General features: G+C 57.1%; 18 protein-coding genes. 13 read left to right on the top strand and 5 right to left on the bottom strand.

Features of this window, described 5'->3' with window-relative positions; genetic code table 11:
* Positions 1 to 11: 11 nt before the first annotated feature.
* From K7B04_RS03380 to K7B04_RS03365, 4 genes are all read left to right on the top strand, one after another.
* Positions 12 to 380, top strand: a complete 369-nt coding sequence (locus K7B04_RS03380; RefSeq protein ID WP_064546644.1) for a diacylglycerol kinase — start codon at positions 12 to 14, stop codon at positions 378 to 380.
* 99 nt (positions 381 to 479) lie between these two features.
* Positions 480 to 1088, top strand: coding sequence for a transcriptional repressor LexA (gene lexA, locus K7B04_RS03375; protein ID WP_064546646.1), 609 nt, complete (start codon positions 480 to 482; stop codon positions 1086 to 1088).
* Positions 1089 to 1156: 68 nt separating this feature from the next.
* Positions 1157 to 2476 carry an MATE family efflux transporter DinF gene (dinF, locus tag K7B04_RS03370; RefSeq protein WP_163447543.1) on the top strand — a complete coding sequence of 440 codons (1320 nt, stop codon included), beginning with the start codon at positions 1157 to 1159 and terminating at the stop codon, positions 2474 to 2476.
* 126 nt (positions 2477 to 2602) lie between these two features.
* Positions 2603 to 2812, top strand: a complete 210-nt coding sequence (locus K7B04_RS03365) for a CsbD family protein (RefSeq protein ID WP_064546650.1) — start codon at positions 2603 to 2605, stop codon at positions 2810 to 2812.
* A gap of 53 nt (positions 2813 to 2865) precedes the next feature.
* On the opposite strand, the gene zur is transcribed toward K7B04_RS03365, so the two are convergent.
* Positions 2866 to 3381, bottom strand: coding sequence for a zinc uptake transcriptional repressor Zur (gene zur / locus K7B04_RS03360; RefSeq protein ID WP_163447542.1), 516 nt, complete (start codon positions 3379 to 3381; stop codon positions 2866 to 2868).
* A gap of 125 nt (positions 3382 to 3506) precedes the next feature.
* Between zur and K7B04_RS03355 the strand changes: the two genes are divergently transcribed.
* Both K7B04_RS03355 and K7B04_RS03350 read left to right on the top strand, forming a co-directional pair.
* Positions 3507 to 3995 carry a cupin domain-containing protein gene (locus K7B04_RS03355; RefSeq protein ID WP_064546654.1) on the top strand — a complete coding sequence of 163 codons (489 nt, stop codon included), beginning with the start codon at positions 3507 to 3509 and terminating at the stop codon, positions 3993 to 3995.
* A gap of 172 nt (positions 3996 to 4167) precedes the next feature.
* Positions 4168 to 5415 (top strand): conjugal transfer protein TraF, encoded by a 1248-nt coding sequence (locus K7B04_RS03350; RefSeq protein WP_223803488.1) that lies wholly within the window; start codon positions 4168 to 4170, stop codon positions 5413 to 5415.
* 50 nt (positions 5416 to 5465) lie between these two features.
* Here the strand turns inward: K7B04_RS03350 and K7B04_RS03345 are convergent, their stop codons facing one another.
* A complete protein-coding gene (locus tag K7B04_RS03345) occupies positions 5466 to 5801 on the bottom strand; it encodes a type II toxin-antitoxin system HicB family antitoxin (protein ID WP_223803487.1) in 336 nt (111 codons plus the stop codon).
* Positions 5798 to 6061 (bottom strand): type II toxin-antitoxin system HicA family toxin, encoded by a 264-nt coding sequence (locus tag K7B04_RS03340; RefSeq protein WP_223803486.1) that lies wholly within the window; start codon positions 6059 to 6061, stop codon positions 5798 to 5800. The genes K7B04_RS03345 and K7B04_RS03340 overlap by 4 nt, the downstream gene beginning before the upstream one ends.
* A 139-nt stretch (positions 6062 to 6200) precedes the next feature.
* On the opposite strand from K7B04_RS03340, the gene dusA reads away from it, so the two are divergent.
* Complete coding sequence (dusA, locus tag K7B04_RS03335; protein WP_223803485.1) at positions 6201 to 7199, top strand: tRNA dihydrouridine(20/20a) synthase DusA; 999 nt, start codon at positions 6201 to 6203, stop codon at positions 7197 to 7199.
* 142 nt (positions 7200 to 7341) lie between these two features.
* On the top strand, positions 7342 to 7581 hold the full coding sequence (gene pspG / locus K7B04_RS03330) for an envelope stress response protein PspG (protein WP_163447538.1): 240 nt from the start codon (positions 7342 to 7344) through the stop codon (positions 7579 to 7581).
* Between the two features lie 172 nt (positions 7582 to 7753).
* Here pspG and K7B04_RS03325 read toward each other — a convergent pair whose 3' ends face one another.
* Positions 7754 to 8737 carry a quinone oxidoreductase gene (locus K7B04_RS03325; RefSeq protein ID WP_223803484.1) on the bottom strand — a complete coding sequence of 328 codons (984 nt, stop codon included), beginning with the start codon at positions 8735 to 8737 and terminating at the stop codon, positions 7754 to 7756.
* A gap of 66 nt (positions 8738 to 8803) precedes the next feature.
* Here K7B04_RS03325 and dnaB point away from each other — a divergent pair, with 66 nt between their 5' ends.
* From dnaB to K7B04_RS03300, 5 genes are all read left to right on the top strand, one after another.
* Positions 8804 to 10219 (top strand): replicative DNA helicase, encoded by a 1416-nt coding sequence (gene dnaB / locus K7B04_RS03320; protein WP_064546665.1) that lies wholly within the window; start codon positions 8804 to 8806, stop codon positions 10217 to 10219.
* Between the two features lie 37 nt (positions 10220 to 10256).
* Positions 10257 to 11336, top strand: coding sequence for an alanine racemase (alr, locus tag K7B04_RS03315; protein ID WP_223803483.1), 1080 nt, complete (start codon positions 10257 to 10259; stop codon positions 11334 to 11336).
* A 185-nt stretch (positions 11337 to 11521) separates the two neighbouring features.
* On the top strand, positions 11522 to 12715 hold the full coding sequence (tyrB, locus tag K7B04_RS03310) for an aromatic amino acid transaminase (protein WP_223803482.1): 1194 nt from the start codon (positions 11522 to 11524) through the stop codon (positions 12713 to 12715).
* Between the two features lie 199 nt (positions 12716 to 12914).
* Entirely contained in the window at positions 12915 to 13628 is a 714-nt protein-coding gene (gene aphA / locus K7B04_RS03305) for an acid phosphatase AphA (protein ID WP_064546671.1), read from the top strand.
* 139 nt (positions 13629 to 13767) lie between these two features.
* Positions 13768 to 14121: an MmcQ/YjbR family DNA-binding protein gene (locus K7B04_RS03300; RefSeq protein ID WP_065357794.1), complete on the top strand. Its 354-nt coding sequence runs from the start codon at positions 13768 to 13770 to the stop codon at positions 14119 to 14121.
* Here K7B04_RS03300 and uvrA read toward each other — a convergent pair whose 3' ends face one another.
* The gene (gene uvrA, locus K7B04_RS03295; RefSeq protein ID WP_163447534.1) at positions 14122 to 16947 is read right to left on the bottom strand and encodes an excinuclease ABC subunit UvrA; all 2826 of its coding nucleotides are present in this window, start codon (positions 16945 to 16947) and stop codon (positions 14122 to 14124) included. It abuts the gene before it with no gap.
* Positions 16948 to 17086: the final 139 nt, after the last annotated feature.

Raw genomic sequence — 17086 nt, 5'->3', positions numbered from 1 at the left:
AGGTTCTTGAGATGGCCAATAATACCACCGGGCTCACCCGAATCATCAAAGCAGCGGGCTATTCCTGGAAAGGATTTCGCGCGGCGTGGATCAACGAAGCCGCGTTCCGCCAGGAGGGTGTCGCGTCGGTGCTGGCGATTATTATCGCCTGCTGGCTGGATGTCGACGCGATTACGCGCGTGCTGCTCATCGGCTCCGTCCTGTTGGTGATGATAGTGGAAATTCTCAATAGTGCACTGGAAGCGGTGGTGGACCGCATCGGCTCCGAATACCACGAGCTGTCCGGGCGGGCAAAAGACATGGGATCGGCGGCGGTGCTGCTGGCGATTTTCGTCGCGCTCATCACCTGGGGCACGCTGCTGTGGGCGCATTTCCACTAAAGCTGTGAAAACTGCCTGATTTCGTGCGTTTTATGGTTTCAAAATAAACACTAGCTGTATATACTCACAGCATAACTGTATATACACCCAGGGGGCGGAATGAAAGCGTTAACGACCAGGCAGCAAGAGGTGTTTGATCTCATCCGGGATCACATCAGCCAGACGGGCATGCCGCCGACGCGTGCGGAAATTGCTCAGCGCTTGGGGTTCCGTTCCCCGAACGCGGCTGAAGAGCACCTGAAAGCGCTGGCGCGTAAAGGTGTCATCGAGATTGTCTCCGGCGCTTCTCGCGGTATCCGCCTGCTGGTGGAAGAAGAAGAAGGTCTGCCGCTGGTGGGCCGCGTCGCGGCGGGCGAACCGCTGCTGGCGCAGCAGCATATCGAAGGCCATTACCAGGTTGACCCGTCGCTGTTCAAACCGAGCGCCGACTTCCTGCTGCGCGTTAGCGGCATGTCGATGAAAGATATCGGGATTATGGACGGCGACCTGCTCGCGGTGCATAAGACTCAGGACGTACGTAACGGCCAGGTCGTTGTCGCGCGCATCGACGAAGAAGTCACGGTCAAACGCCTGAAAAAACAGGGTAACGTCGTCGAACTGCTGCCAGAAAACAGCGAATTTAAGCCGATCGTGGTGGATCTGCGTCAGCAGAATTTCTCCATTGAAGGGCTGGCCGTTGGCGTTATCCGCAACGGCGAATGGCTGTAAAAACTCCCCCTCTCTAATGGCTGCGATACATCCGCTATCGCAGCCTTTTTTCGTTCTGGTTGATACCCATGTCGCTACTCACTTCCGCTGATAAAGCGCTGTGGCGCCTTGCGCTACCGATGATCTTCTCCAACATTACCGTGCCTCTTCTGGGTCTGGTCGATACCGCCGTCATCGGTCACCTGGACAGCCCCGTCTATCTGGGCGGTGTCGCTATTGGGGCGACGGCGACCAGCTTCCTGTTTATGCTGCTGCTGTTTCTACGTATGAGTACAACCGGCCTGACGGCGCAGGCCTTTGGCGCGAAAAACCCGCAGGCGCTGGCACGCGCGCTGGTGCAACCGTTGATGCTGGCGCTGGGCGCCGGGTTGCTGATCATTGTGTTTAAAACCCCGCTGATTAATCTGGCGCTGTCTATCGTTGGCGGCAGCGGTGAGGTGCTAGAGCAGGCGCGTCGCTTCCTCGCCATTCGCTGGCTCAGCGCGCCTGCTTCCCTGGCGAACCTGGTCCTGCTGGGGTGGCTACTGGGCGTGCAGTATGCGCGCGCGCCGGTGGTGCTGCTCGTGGTGGGGAATGTGCTGAACATTGTGCTCGACCTGTGGCTGGTGATGGGTCTGCACATGAACGTGCAGGGCGCCGCGCTCGCTACGGCGATTGCCGAATACGCCACCCTGCTGGTCGGGCTGGGAATGGTACACAAGGTGATGGCGATGCGCGGCATCTCCTGGGCGATGCTGAAAACCGCCTGGCGCGGCAACATCCGCCGCCTGCTGGCGCTCAACCGCGACATTATGCTGCGTTCCCTGCTGTTACAGCTGTGCTTCGGCGCGGTCACCGTCTTTGGCGCGCGGCTCGGTGGTGAAGTGGTGGCGGTGAACGCGGTGCTGATGACGATGCTCACTTTCACCGCCTACGCGCTGGATGGCTTCGCTTATGCGGTGGAGGCGCACTCCGGCCAGGCGTATGGCGCGCGTGATGGCAGCAAACTGCTTGAGATCTGGCGCGCCGCGTGCCGTCAGGCGGGCGTGGTGGCGCTGGCTTTTGCGCTGGTATACGCCGTGTTTGGCGAAAATATCGTCGCCTTGCTTACCTCGCTGCCCGAACTGCAGCAACTGGCCGACCGTTACGTGCTGTGGCAGGTGGTGCTGCCGGTGATTGGCGTCTGGTGTTATCTGCTGGACGGCATGTTTATCGGCGCCACGCGAGGCGCCGAGATGCGCAACAGCATGGCGGTCGCCGCCGCCGGTTTTGCGCTGACGCTGCTGGCACTGCCGGTGCTTGGCAACCATGGGCTGTGGCTGGCGTTGGCCGTTTTCCTCGCGCTGCGCGGCCTGTCGCTGGCGTATATCTGGCGTCGCCACTGGCGAAATGACAGCTGGTTTTCCTGATGTGATGGTTAAAGATTCCGAATAGTGAATCATGCTCAGAATGACTGACTACAATTAACCTCACGCTTAGCGAAAAAGAGTTCACACTCTCTCGCTATTCATTCACTGACGATCGAGGATTCAATGATGAATAAAGACGAAGTCGGCGGTAACTGGAAGCAGCTTAAAGGTAAAGTGAAAGAGCAATGGGGCAAACTGACCGATGATGACATCACGGTGATCGAAGGTAAACGCGATCAGCTGGTCGGTAAAATCCAGGAACGTTATGGATACGCAAAAGATCAGGCGGAAAAAGAGGTGGATAGCTGGGATAAACGGCACAATCACCGCTGGTAACGCACTCCTCCTGCCCATGCGTACAAGGAGGTACGCTCCCCATCAATCCCGCGTTAGCGGGATTTCTTTTTAATATGAATCGTATGGTCGTGATGGCAATGTTCATGCGCGCGACAGGCTTCAACTTCCACGCAGGCGGAACACAGCCCGTGCGCTTCAATGACGTTGTGGCGCAGCGCAAAGCCCATCTTTGCTGCCAGCGTATGCATGATGTCCTCAACGCCTTCCGCACACTCTTCTTTCACCACGCCGCAGCGATCGCAGATAAACATTGCGGAGGTGTGGGTCGGCTGATCGAACAGGTGGCACAGGACGTAGCTGTTAGCGGACTCGACCTTGTGCACGAAGCCCTGCTCAAGCAGAAACTCCAGCGCGCGGTAGACGGTCGGCGGCTTGGCCTGCGGCTCTTTCTCGCGCAGCAGATCCAGCAGGTCATAGGCGCTGATTGCCCCTTCCTGCAGACTCATCAGGCGCAACACTTCGAGACGTTGCGGAGTCAGGCGCACGCCGCGTTGCGCGCACAGCTTTTCAGCTTGCGCTAACAGTTCTTGCGTGGTGGTCTTATCCATTGGCGTCCTCAGGTTACGGGGAAATAAACCCCTACTTTACCATGTTATGCCGGAAACGCCGAGTTTCCACAGGTGTGCTATAGCTGTGTTATAGCAGGTGCACTTCACACTCAGGATGAAAAATGATGAAAAGACCCGACTGTATTCGCCATTGGCACGATGTTGAAGGACCGGATGACTCTACCTATCCCGACAGCGATGAGCGCTTCTCCATCGGCGCGCCGCTGGCTCGTGCGCTGGGGCTGAGACATCTTGGTATTCACCACGAGCGCTTGCCGCCAGGCCGACGCACTTCCTACCCGCATGCCGAGAGCGACGAAGAGGAGTTTATCTACGTACTGGAAGGTTATCCGCAGGCGTGGATTAACGGCTATCTGTGGAAGCTGGAACCCGGTGACAGCGTGGGCTTTCCGGCAGGAACCGGCGTTTGCCATACCTTTATCAACAACACGTCAGAAGAGGTCCGGCTGCTGGTGGTGGGGGAAGCCAATAAGAAACACAACCGGATTTACTACCCGCTAAATGCCTCGTATGCCGTCACGCGCGACGATCGCTGGGTGGACCATCCGCCGCAGTTTTTTGGCCCGCACGATGGAAAACCTGGGCGAAATTAGCCTCTTCTTCTATAAAGATTAGAGCGCTTATTAAAAATAACGATAACCGAAGAAAATTTCAGTTAGGGGAACAAGACGCTTTTTCCCTCGCTATTCACAGCAACAGTTCGTCTCCATCCAGGTGATAACGGGTGGAGGGTTGTTTCATTACAGACAATAAGACGAGCATACTGTGAATAAAAAAGACAAATTTTCGCTGATGGGGGTGGCTGTCTCCTTTTTTGTGGCGGGACAGGCAGGGGCGGCAAATGGTTGGTCGGAAGCCCGTAACGACGCGATGGGCGGCACGGGCGTGGCCTCTGCGAACTATGGCAGCGGCGTGTTAATTAACCCGGCGCTACTGGCAAAGGCAAAACCGGATGACGATATCACGCTGATTGTGCCGTCAATTGGCGCGCAGATCTCCGATAAGGACGACCTGCGCAACAAAATCGACGATATCAGCGATGATGTTAACAACTATCGGCGGGTGCTGCGCACGATGAATCCCGTCGATCTTCTCAATCCCAATAGCGCGGCATCCCGGCAAGTTTCGGTCGCGGCGGGGGATTTGGCGGATCAGCTCTCCTCGTTAAAGGGCAAGACGGCGAACGCTAAAGCCGGTGCGGGGTTGGCGATCAGCATTCCAAACGATGTGCTGGACGTTGCTTTCGTCACCAAAGCCAGCGCCAGAGCGCGGGTCAGCTCCTATATCGATCAGGGTGATATCAACCTGCTGCACGGCGTTGAAGCGGTGCCGTTAAGTGCGATTGGCGTCAATCCGCAGGATTTGAAGTCTCAGGGCTATGGCCGTGCGGCTATCGTGTCCGACTATGGTGTGGCGATTGCCCGCCAGTTCGATCTCGGCGGTGTGCCGGTTTCGCTGGGCGTGACGCCAAAACTGCAGCAAACCTGGCTCTATAACTACACCGTGTCGATCTACAACTTCAGCAGCGACGACATCAACAGCAGCCGCTATCGCAACGATGATACCGGCTTTAACGTTGACGCCGGGGTGGCCGCTGATTTTGGTGATAACTGGACGGTGGGCTTAAGCGGACAAAACCTCTTCTCGCGCGATATCGACACCAAAGAGGTGGCTGGCGTACGCGATACGTATCAGATTCGCCCGCTGGTGACCGCAGGCGTAGCCTGGCATACCGATCTTGTGACCTTAAGCGCCGATGGTGATTTGACGGAAACCAAGGGCTTTAAAAGTGAAGATACGTCGCAGTACGTCGGCGTTGGCGCGGAAGTACGTCCGCTGGACTGGCTGGCGGTGCGCGCGGGTTACCGTGCTGATGTAAAAAATAACGACAGCAACGTCTTTACCGGCGGCGTCGGCTTTGCGCCCTTTAACCGGGTGCACGTCGACCTGATGGGGCTGTACGGCGAAGACCAAACCTGGGGCGCAGGGGCGCAGCTCAGCGTCACGTTCTAACCAACGACCTTGTAGGCCTGATGGCGCTGCGCGTATCAGGCCTACATCGGCTAACCGTGGGCCGCTCTGGAAAGAGTATCGTTAATCCACTGATTGACGCTCTTGCCAGAAACTTCTGCGGCGATATTGATGGCCGAATGCACTTCGGGAGAGATGCGCAGGCTGATTTTGCCACTGGCCGGACGTAAGGGTTCACGCCCTTGCTCTTTGCAGTAAGCAATATAATCATCCACCGCTTCTTCGAAGGCTTTACGCAGATCTGCTACGTTATCGGCGTGGAAACCAATGACATCTCTGATCCCCGCAACGCGACCGATAAAGCACATGTCTTCGTCACTGTAATCGATTTTTGCGGCATAGCCTTTATACGTCATGGTATTCATCATGGAGTCACTCCTACTGCGATAAGAAATGCCATTGCATCGCGAACCTGATAAACCTTGGCTTCCTTGTCAGGATGAGGGCGATGGAACGAGGCCACCACCTGATTGATTTCGAATCGTACCCGGGATCCCTGTCCTTTTGAAACTTTTGCACCTAAAGCAATAAATAATGCTTCAATTTTTCGCCACTCCAGCGTGGCTGGTGTGGGCATTGAGAAGATCATCCGTAACGTTTTTTGGTGCCTGGCGTTGAGTGATTTCATGCCAATTAATCCTTTGTCATGTTGGCCACCGGACAAGATGATGATATCACTTTTTGATATCATGGCAAGGTGGATCGTATCCCCTCTTTGTCTGTGCTATAGTGGCCGCCCCTTTTTTTCGGATGCTCAAATAATCGCCATGCTGTCAGAATCCTCGACTCCTGCTTTTGCCGCCCACCGTTTCTCCATCGCGCCGATGCTCGACTGGACCGATCGGCACTGTCGCTACTTCCTGCGTCAGCTGTCTCAGCACACGCTGCTGTACACCGAAATGGTCACCACCGGGGCGATTATTCACGGCAAGGGCGACTATCTGGCGTATAGCGAAGAAGAGCATCCGGTGGCGTTGCAGCTGGGCGGCAGCGACCCGGCGGCGCTGGCGCACTGCGCGAAGCTGGCGCAGGAGCGCGGCTACGATGAAATCAACCTTAACGTCGGTTGCCCGTCTGACCGCGTACAGAACGGCATGTTTGGCGCCTGCCTGATGGGCAATGCCCAGCTGGTTGCTGATTGCGTAAAGGCGATGCGTGACGTGGTCTCTATCCCGGTCACGGTCAAAACCCGTATTGGCATTGACGACCAGGACAGCTATGAATTCCTCTGCGACTTCATCGAGACGGTGTCCGGCCGCGGCGAGTGCGAGATGTTTATTATCCACGCCCGCAAAGCCTGGCTCTCTGGCCTGAGCCCGAAAGAGAACCGCGAAATCCCACCGCTGGACTATCCGCGCGTTTATCAACTGAAAAAAGACTTCCCGCATCTGACGATGTCCATCAACGGCGGCATTAAATCGCTGGAAGAAGCGAAAGGGCATTTGCAACATATGGATGGCGTGATGGTGGGCCGTGAAGCCTATCAGAACCCGGGCATTCTGGCCTCCGTGGATCGCGAGATCTTTGGCGCTACCGACGTGGATGCCGACCCGGTGGCGGTGGTGCGGGCAATGTACCCGTACATCGAGCGCGAGCTGAGCAACGGCACCTATCTGGGCCACATCACCCGACATATGCTGGGGCTGTTCCAGGGCATTCCGGGCGCGCGCCAGTGGCGTCGTTACCTGAGTGAAAACGCCCACAAAGCGGGCGCTGATATCAACGTGCTGGAGCACGCGCTCAAGCTGGTGGCCGATAAGCGCTAATTATTTCGCTAAAACCTGGTCAAATTCACCACGCCTCGCTCATTGTAGTGGGGCGTTTTTATTGATAATCAATAAGTTAACTTTGGCACGTTTCTTGTAATAGTCTGCTCAGAGAAAAAGTGATTTCCGGGAGAGAGCAACCATGCTGGAACTGTTATTTGTGATTGGATTTTTCGTGATGCTGTTGGTGACGGGGATTTCCCTGCTCGGCATTATCGCCGCGCTGGTGGTGGCGACGGTATTGATGTTCGTCGGTGGCCTGTTTGCTATTATGCTTAAACTACTGCCCTGGCTTATCCTGGCGGTGGCGGCGGTGTGGATCATCCGGGCGATTAATGCGCCAAAAAATCCGCCGTACCGCGGCAATTACCGGAGGTATTGAGGGGTGTGTCACAACCTCAATAATTTTGCATAAATCTCCGTAGGATTCGCGTAATAAATCTGTCACTATTGCCGCCGATAACGAATTCATCGAGCTGTACCCTACATACAGCCGAACTAAAAAAAGAAAGGGCTTCCTACGGGAAGCCCTAGTCTTTTGTGCGACCGGAACGTTATGGAATCAGCAGGCTTGAACCCTGCGTAGCCCGGCTCTCCAGAATCTCATGCGCGCGACGCGCCTCCTTCAGCGGATACTTCTGACTCTCCGCGACGTCCACCTTGATAATGCCGCTGGCGATCAGCGAGAACAGCTCGTGGCTGGCCTCTTTCAGTTCGTCGTAGGTGGTGATGTAGCCGTAGAGGGAAGGGCGCGTAACAAACAGGGAGCCTTTCTGGTTGAGGATCCCCAGATTGACGCCGGTCACCGGCCCGGACGAGTTGCCGAAGCTCACCATCAGCCCACGGCGTTGCAGGCAGTCCAGCGACGCTTCCCAGGTATCTTTGCCTACCGAGTCGTACACCACCGGCAGCTTTTTCCCACCGGTTATCTCTTTCACCCGTTCGGCGATGTTCTCTTCGCGATAGTTAATCACCTGCCATGCGCCTGCCTGTAGGGCACGCTGCGCTTTTTCTGCGCTACCGACGGTGCCAATGAGCTTCGCACCCAGCGCCTTGGCCCACTGGCAGGCAATCAGCCCTACGCCGCCCGCTGCCGCGTGGAACAGGAACGGTTCGCCGGGTTTGATTTCGTAGGTTTTGCGCAGCAGATAGTAGACGGTTAACCCCTTGAGGAAGGAGGCGGCGGCCTGCTCAAAGGAGATAGCCGCCGGGAGCAGGGCCACTTTATCCGCCGCGACGTTGTGCAACGAGCTGTAAGCGCCAAGGCCGGACTGCGCATACACCACGCGATCGCCCGCTTTAACGTGTTTAACGTTGCTGCCTACCTGGCTGACCACGCCCGCGGCTTCGGTGCCCAGGCCGCTTGGCAGCGACGGCGGCGGGTAGAGTCCGCTGCGGATGTAGGTATCGATGTAGTTGATGCCAATCGCTTTGTTTTCCACCTGCACTTCGTTCTCGGCAGGTGCATTGGGGGTGAATTCGACGGCGTTCAGCACTTCCGGGCCGCCATGTTTGCTAAACTCAATACGGGTTGCCATGCTTCCTCCTGAACAATTATGTGGTAATCTTTCGACCCACTCTTTATCTCGGTAATACCATTCACTATGGCAGCAAATAAACCCTTCAACAAACCGCAAGCCGAACCTCGCGTCCGCGATTTTCAGGTAGACGGGCTGAAAGTACCGCCGCACTCGATTGAAGCGGAACAATCGGTGTTGGGCGGTTTGATGCTGGATAACGAGCGCTGGGACGATGTCGCCGAGCGTGTTGTCGCAGAAGATTTTTATACCCGCCCGCACCGCCATATCTTTACGGAGATGGGGCGTTTGCAGGAGGGCGGCAGCCCAATTGACCTGATTACGCTCGCGGAATCGCTGGAGCGGCAGGGGCAACTGGACAGCGTGGGCGGATTCGCCTATCTGGCAGAACTGTCAAAAAACACGCCAAGTGCGGCGAACATCAGTGCCTACGCCGATATCGTGCGCGAACGTGCCGTTGTCCGCGAAATGATCGCCGTGGCCAACGAAATCGCCGAAGCGGGTTTCGATCCGCAGGGACGTACCAGCGAAGACCTGCTGGATCTCGCGGAGTCTCGCGTTTTTAAAATCGCCGAAAGCCGCGCGAATAAAGACGAAGGCCCGAAAAATATTACTGAAGTGCTCGACGCCACCGTCGCGCGTATCGAGCAATTGTTCCAGCAGCCGCACGACGGTGTGACCGGTGTGAACACCGGCTATGACGATCTCAACAAGAAAACCGCCGGTCTCCAGCCGTCGGATCTGATTATAGTCGCTGCGCGTCCGTCGATGGGTAAAACGACATTTGCGATGAACCTCGTCGAAAATGCGGCGATGTTGCAGGATAAACCGGTTCTGATCTTCAGTCTCGAAATGCCATCCGAACAGATTATGATGCGTTCCCTGGCGTCGCTGTCGCGCGTGGACCAGACCCGCATCCGTACCGGCCAGCTCGACGACGAAGACTGGGCGCGCATCTCCGGCACCATGGGGATTCTGCTGGAAAAGCGAAACATCTACATTGATGACTCCTCCGGCCTGACGCCGACGGAAGTGCGCTCCCGCGCGCGCCGTATTGCCCGTGAACACGGCGGCATTGGCCTTATCATGATCGACTACCTCCAACTGATGCGCGTGCCGTCGCTCTCTGACAACCGTACGCTGGAAATTGCCGAAATTTCCCGTTCTCTCAAAGCATTAGCTAAAGAGCTGCACGTGCCGGTGGTGGCGCTGTCGCAGCTTAACCGCTCTCTGGAACAGCGTGCGGATAAACGTCCGGTCAACTCCGACCTGCGTGAATCCGGCTCCATCGAGCAGGATGCCGACTTAATCATGTTCATCTACCGTGATGAGGTTTATCACGAAAACAGTGACTTAAAAGGCATTGCCGAGATCATTATCGGTAAACAGCGTAACGGCCCAATCGGCACGGTGCGCCTGACGTTTAACGGTCAATGGTCGCGCTTCGATAATTACGCGGGCCCGCAGTACGACGACGAATAACAACATCGATTAAGCAAACACTTATCAAGGAACACAAATGCAAGCGGCAACTGTAGTCATTAACCGCCGCGCTCTGCGACACAACCTGCAACGTCTGCGTGAACTGGCGCCTGCCAGCAAGCTGGTTGCGGTGGTGAAAGCGAACGCTTACGGACACGGCCTCCTCGAGACCGCGCGAACGCTCCCCGACGCCGATGCTTTTGGCGTTGCCCGTCTTGAAGAGGCGCTGCGCCTGCGTGAGGGCGGCATTACTCAGCCGATCCTGCTGCTGGAAGGCTTCTTCAACGCGACCGACCTGCCGACGATTGCCGGGCAGCACCTGCACACCGCCGTGCATAACATCGAACAGCTTGAAGCGCTGGAAACCGCCGTGTTGAGCGAGCCGGTGACCGTCTGGATGAAGCTCGATACCGGCATGCACCGCCTGGGCGTGCGCCCGGAACAGGCGGAAGCCTTCTATCAGCGCCTGAGCGCCTGCAAAAACGTCCGCCAGCCGGTGAACATTGTCAGCCACTTTGCCCGCGCCGATGAGCCGGACTGTGGAGCCACCGAGCGACAGCTGGATATTTTTACCACCTTTACCGAAGGCAAGCCGGGGTTGCGCTCTATCGCAGCGTCGGGCGGCATTCTGCTGTGGCCGCAGTCACATTTCGACTGGGCGCGCCCCGGCATTATCCTCTACGGCGTATCGCCGCTGGAGCAGAAGCCGTGGGGGCCGGATTTCGGCATGCAGCCGGTGATGTCGCTCACTTCCAGCCTGATTGCCGTGCGCGAACACAAAGCGGGTGAGCCGGTTGGCTACGGCGGCACCTGGGTCAGCGAACGCGATACCCGTCTGGGCGTGGTGGCGATGGGCTACGGTGACGGCTACCCGCGAGCCGCGCCGTCCGGTACGCCGGTGTTGGTGAATGGCCGCGAAGTGCCGATTGTTGGCCGCGTGGCGATGGACATGATCTGCGTCGATTTAGGCCCGCAGGCACAGGACAAAACCGGTGATACGGTCATTCTGTGGGGCGAAGGTCTGCCGGTTGAACGCATCGCGGAAATTACGAAAGTAAGTGCTTACGAACTTATTACGCGCCTGACCTCGCGGGTGGCGATGAAGTATATCGATTAAGCCTGTAGCGTGCCGGATGGCGCTTGCGCTTATCCGGCCTACATCGCGCAATGACCGTAGGCCGGATAAGGCGTTTACGCCGCCATCCGGCAATCTTTTCACCAACCGCAACAACCGCTCGATCTTCCTTCCCATCCGGTTTATTGTGTTATTTCCTGCCTTCTGTAAACCCGGAGAACCATCGCGTGTTTCAAAAAGTTGACGCCTATGCGGGCGACCCCATTCTTTCATTAATGGAACGTTTCAAAGAAGATCCGCGCAGCGACAAAGTAAACCTCAGCATCGGTCTGTTCTATGACGAAAACGGCATTGTTCCACAGCTGAAATCGGTCGCTGAAGCGGAAGCGCGCTTTAATGCGCAGCCGCACGGCGCGTCGTTGTACCTGCCGATGGAAGGGCTGAACAGCTACCGTCATACCGTGGCGCCGCTGCTGTTTGGCGCGGACCACCCGGTTCTCCAGCAGCAGCGCGTGGCCACCATTCAAACGCTTGGCGGCTCCGGCGCGCTGAAAGTGGGCGCGGATTTCCTCAAGCGCTACTTCCCGGATTCCGGCGTCTGGGTCAGCGACCCGACCTGGGAAAACCATATTGCGATCTTTGAAGGCGCAGGTTTTACCGTCGACACCTATCCATGGTTTGATAGCGAAACCAACGGCGTGCGTTACGCAGCGCTGCTGGAGAAACTGAACACGCTGCCGGCGCGCAGCATCGTGCTGTTGCACCCGTGCTGCCATAACCCAACGGGTGCCGATCTGACCAATGCCCAGTGGGACGGCGTGGTTGAGGTGCTGAAAGCGCGCGACCTGATTCCGTTCCTCGACATCGCCTATCAGGGCTTTGGCGCGGGCATGGAAGAAGACGCCTATGCGATCCGCGCGATTGCCGACGCGGGCCTGCCCGCACTGGTCAGCAACTCATTCTCCAAAATCTTCTCACTGTACGGCGAACGCGTCGGCGGCCTGTCGATTATCTGTGAAGATCATGAAACCGCGCTGCGCGTGCTGGGTCAGCTGAAGGCGACGGTACGCCGTAACTACTCCAGCCCGCCAAACTTTGGCGCGCAGATTGTGGCGGCAGTCCTCGGCGATGCTGAGCTGAAGGCGATGTGGCTGGCGGAAGTCGAAGGGATGCGTACGCGTATTCTGGAGATGCGTCATGCGCTGGTGAATGTGCTGAAAGAAGAGATGCCAGACGGCAATTTCGATTATCTGCTCAAACAGCGCGGGATGTTTAGCTACACCGGCCTGAGCGCTGCACAGGTTGATCGCCTGCGCGACGAGTTTGGCGTTTACCTGATAGCCAGCGGTCGTATGTGTGCGGCAGGGCTGAACAGTCGCAATGTTCAGCGCGTGGCAAAAGCCTTTGCTGCTGTAATGTAAGTGAGCACTCACTCTGGTCTGGAGGCCGATTCCGGGCCAGAGTCACTCTTCAACGCAAAGTGTGATCCCCCTGGTTTTTTCAGGATTAATCTTAGAAATCCCTTTCATTTGTACCCCTCAGACGGTAAGGTCGCCAGTGGCTTTCTTTGAAGTACCGCCCACTTTATTACAATAACGACTCGACGAATTAAGGGAAAATATGCGCAAGATCACGCAAGCTCTCAGTGCCGTCTGCTTGTTATTTGCACTGAATTCTACGGTGACGGCCCATGCGTCGTCGCCTTCTCCACTTTACCCCGGAACCGATGTTGCGAAGCTGGCCGAACAGGCGCCGATTCACTGGGTCTCCGTGGCGCAGATTGAAAACAGCCTGATGGGCCATCCGCCGATGGCGGTCGGTTTTGATATCGATGACACCGTGCTGTTCTCAAGCCCTGGCTTCTGGCGCGGGCAAAGAACCTACTCCCCGGACAGCCAGGACTACCTGAAAAACCCAGAGTTCTGGGAAAAAATGAACAACGGCTGGGATGCATTCAGCATCCCGAAAGAGGTCGCTCGTTCGCTGATTGCCATGCACGTTAAGCGCGGCGACAGCATTTACTTCGTGACCGGTCGCAGCCAGACTAAAACCGAAACCGTGTCGAAAACGCTGCAGGATGATTTCCTGATCCCGGGCGTTAACATGAATCCGGTGATTTTTGCCGGCGACCAACCGGGCCAGAACACCAAGACCCAGTGGCTAAAAGAGAAGAATATCAGGGTGTTCTACGGTGATTCCGATAACGACATCACCGCCGCGCGTGAAGTAGGCGCCCGTGGTATCCGCGTCCTGCGCGCGTCTAACTCGACATACCGCCCGCTACCGCAGGCCGGTGCGTTTAACGAAGAAGTGATCGTTAACTCCGAGTACTAACGGCCTACCATTCGCACCAATAAATGATGCTTTTTTAGTCAAAATCAGGCGCTGAGAGGTTTATCCTTTCGGCGTCTTGTTGCACACTGAGATGATGCTTTTCTGCACAAGGTGGCTTGCGAGACTAAGGGGTATAACAATGACCAGTTCGGATCTTCTGCTGTACTGCATGGCTAAACGTGGCGCGGAACAGAGCGTGCACAGTGACTGGAAAGCGACGCAGATTAAAGTCGCTGATGTGCTTTTTGCAATGGTAAAGGATGTGGAAGACCGCCCGGCGGTGGCGCTGAAAACCAGCCCCGAACTGGCAGAACTGCTGCGCCAGCAGCATAAAGACGTGCGCCCAAGTCGTCATCTCAACAAAGCGCACTGGAGCACCGTGTATCTCGACGGCTCGTTGCCGAATTCGCAAATTTACTATCTGGTGGACGCGTCCTATCAGCTGGCGGTGGATCTGCTGCCGGAAGCCGTCCGGCAGCAGATGTACTCGTAATTACTGCAACAGCGGTTTCAGGAAGCGCGCAGTATGTGAGGCTTCGCAGTTCGCCACCGTCTCCGGCGTACCGGAAACGAGGATTTCACCGCCGCCGCTGCCGCCTTCCGGACCGAGATCGACAATCCAGTCCGCGGTCTTAATGACGTCCAGGTTGTGTTCAATCACCACGATAGTGTTGCCCTGGTCGCGCAGCTGATGCAGCACTTCCAGCAGCTGCTGGATGTCGGCAAAGTGCAGGCCGGTGGTCGGCTCGTCGAGAATATAGAGCGTCTGACCGGTACCACGTTTTGATAGCTCGCGCGCCAGCTTCACGCGCTGGGCCTCACCGCCGGAGAGGGTGGTTGCCGACTGGCCGAGACGAATGTAGGTCAGGCCCACGTCCATCAGGGTTTGCAGCTTACGCGCCAGCGCCGGCACGGCATCGAAGAACTCACGCGCCTCTTCAATGGTCATATCCAGCACTTCGTGGATGGTCTTGCCCTTGTACTTAATCTCCAGCGTTTCGCGGTTATAGCGTTTGCCTTTGCACTGGTCGCACGGCACGTAGATATCCGGCAGGAAGTGCATTTCCACTTTGATCACGCCATCGCCCTGACAGGCTTCGCAGCGCCCGCCGCGCACGTTAAAGCTGAAACGGCCCGGCGTATAGCCGCGCGAACGGGATTCCGGCACGCCGGCAAACAGTTCACGTACCGGCGTAAACACACCGGTGTAGGTGGCCGGGTTGGAACGCGGCGTGCGGCCAATCGGGCTCTGGTCGATGTCGATGACCTTATCGAAATGCTCAAGCCCCTGGACGTCGCGGTACGGCGCGGGTTCAGCGATAGTCGCGCCATTTAGCTGCGTCTGGGCAATCGGGAACAGCGTATCGTTAATCAGCGTTGATTTACCGGAACCGGAGACGCCGGTGATGCAGGTAAACAGACCCACCGGCAGCGTCAGGGTCACGTCTTTCAGGTTGTTGCCTGATGCCCCCGTCAGCTTCAGCACTTTTTCCGGATTAGCCGGAACGCGTTGCTTCGGCACTTCGATTTTGCGTTTGCCGCTCATGAACTGGCCGGTCAACGACTCTGGCACCGCCATAATGTCGTCGAGCGTGCCTTCGGCCACCACCTGACCGCCGTGGACACCGGCGCCTGGGCCAATGTCGATGACGTGGTCGGCGGCGCGAATCGCGTCTTCATCGTGTTCGACCACGATCACCGTGTTACCGAGGTTACGCAGGTGAATCAGAGTGCCAAGCAGGCGTTCGTTATCGCGCTGGTGCAGGCCGATGGACGGCTCATCAAGCACGTACATCACGCCGACCAGCCCCGCGCCAATCTGGCTCGCCAGACGGATACGCTGGGCTTCACCGCCGGAGAGGGTTTCTGCGGAACGGGAGAGCGTCAGGTAGTTAAGGCCAACGTTCACGAGGAACTTCAGGCGATCGCCAATCTCTTTCAGCACTTTTTCAGCGATTTTCGCCCGCTGGCCGGAGAGCTTCAGGTTATTGAAGAAGTCCATCGCATGGCCGATGCTCATGTCGGAGATGGTCGGCAGCGGCGTGTTTTCTACGTAGACGTGGCGCGCTTCGCGACGCAGACGGGTCCCGTTACAGCTGGCGCACGGACGGTTGCTGATGAATTTTGCCAGCTCTTCGCGCACCGCGCTGGATTCCGTCTCTTTATAGCGGCGCTCCATGTTGTGCAGCACGCCTTCGAACGGATGGCGGCGCACGGAAGTATCGCCGCGATCGTTGATGTATTTGAACTCAATCGACTCTTTGCCGGAACCGTAGAGAATGGCTTTCTGCGCGGTGGCGCTCAGGCTTTGCCACGGCGCTTCCACGTCGAATTCGTAGTGGTCGGCCAGCGATTTCAGCATCTGGAAGTAGTAGAAGTTACGACGATCCCAGCCGCGAATCGCGCCGCCGGCCAGCGACAGCTCCGGGTTCTGGATGACGCGGTCCGGGTCGAAGTACTGTTGTACGCCCAGACCGTCACAGGTCGGGCAGGCGCCCGCCGGGTTGTTGAAGGAGAACAGGCGTGGTTCCAGCTCGCGCATGCTGTAGCCGCAAATCGGGCAGGCGAAGTTGGCGGAGAACAGCAGCTCTTCCGCTTTCGGGTCGTCCATATCGGCGACCACCGCCGTACCGCCGGAAAGCTCCAGCGCGGTTTCAAAAGACTCCGCCAGGCGCTGGGCGAGATCGTCGCGTACCTTGAAGCGGTCAATCACCACTTCAATGGTGTGTTTCTTTTGCAGCTCGAGCTTCGGCGGATCGGAGAGGTCGCAAACCTCGCCGTCGATACGCGCGCGGATATAGCCCTGGCTTGCCAGGTTCTCCAGGGTTTTGGTGTGCTCGCCCTTACGCTCTTTAATGATCGGGGCCAGCAGCATCAGGCGTTTGCCTTCCGGCTGCGACAGCACGTTATCCACCATCTGGCTGACGGTTTGCGCTGCCAGCGGCACGTCGTGATCCGGGCAGCGCGGCTCGCCGACGCGCGCATACAGCAGGCGCAGGTAGTCGTGAATTTCGGTGATGGTGCCTACCGTTGAACGCGGGTTGTGCGAGGTCGACTTCTGCTCAATAGAAATCGCCGGCGACAGCCCTTCAATATGATCGACGTCCGGCTTTTCCATCAACGACAGGAACTGGCGCGCGTAGGCAGAAAGTGATTCTACGTAGCGGCGCTGTCCCTCGGCGTAGAGGGTGTCGAATGCCAGTGAGGATTTGCCAGACCCGGACAGCCCGGTCACGACGATCAGTTTGTCGCGAGGGATGACGAGGTTGATGTTTTTGAGATTATGGGTGCGGGCGCCCCGAACTTCGATCTTATCCATTCACCTTTCCCGGTAGAAGATACACGGCTTGCCTGGTTTGTTTGAAGGACAAACGGCAGAAACGGCTAATTATGACACAACTTAACCTGAATGAATATACAGTATAGGGACGCCGATTCAGGATGCCGATGAAAATTTG

It is taken from the genome of Kluyvera sp. CRP, assembly GCF_019930565.1.
GTDB lineage: Bacteria > Pseudomonadota > Gammaproteobacteria > Enterobacterales > Enterobacteriaceae > Kluyvera > Kluyvera georgiana_A.
Note: the sequence above shows the minus strand (reverse complement) of the source record. Positions and strands in the feature narration are given on the sequence as shown.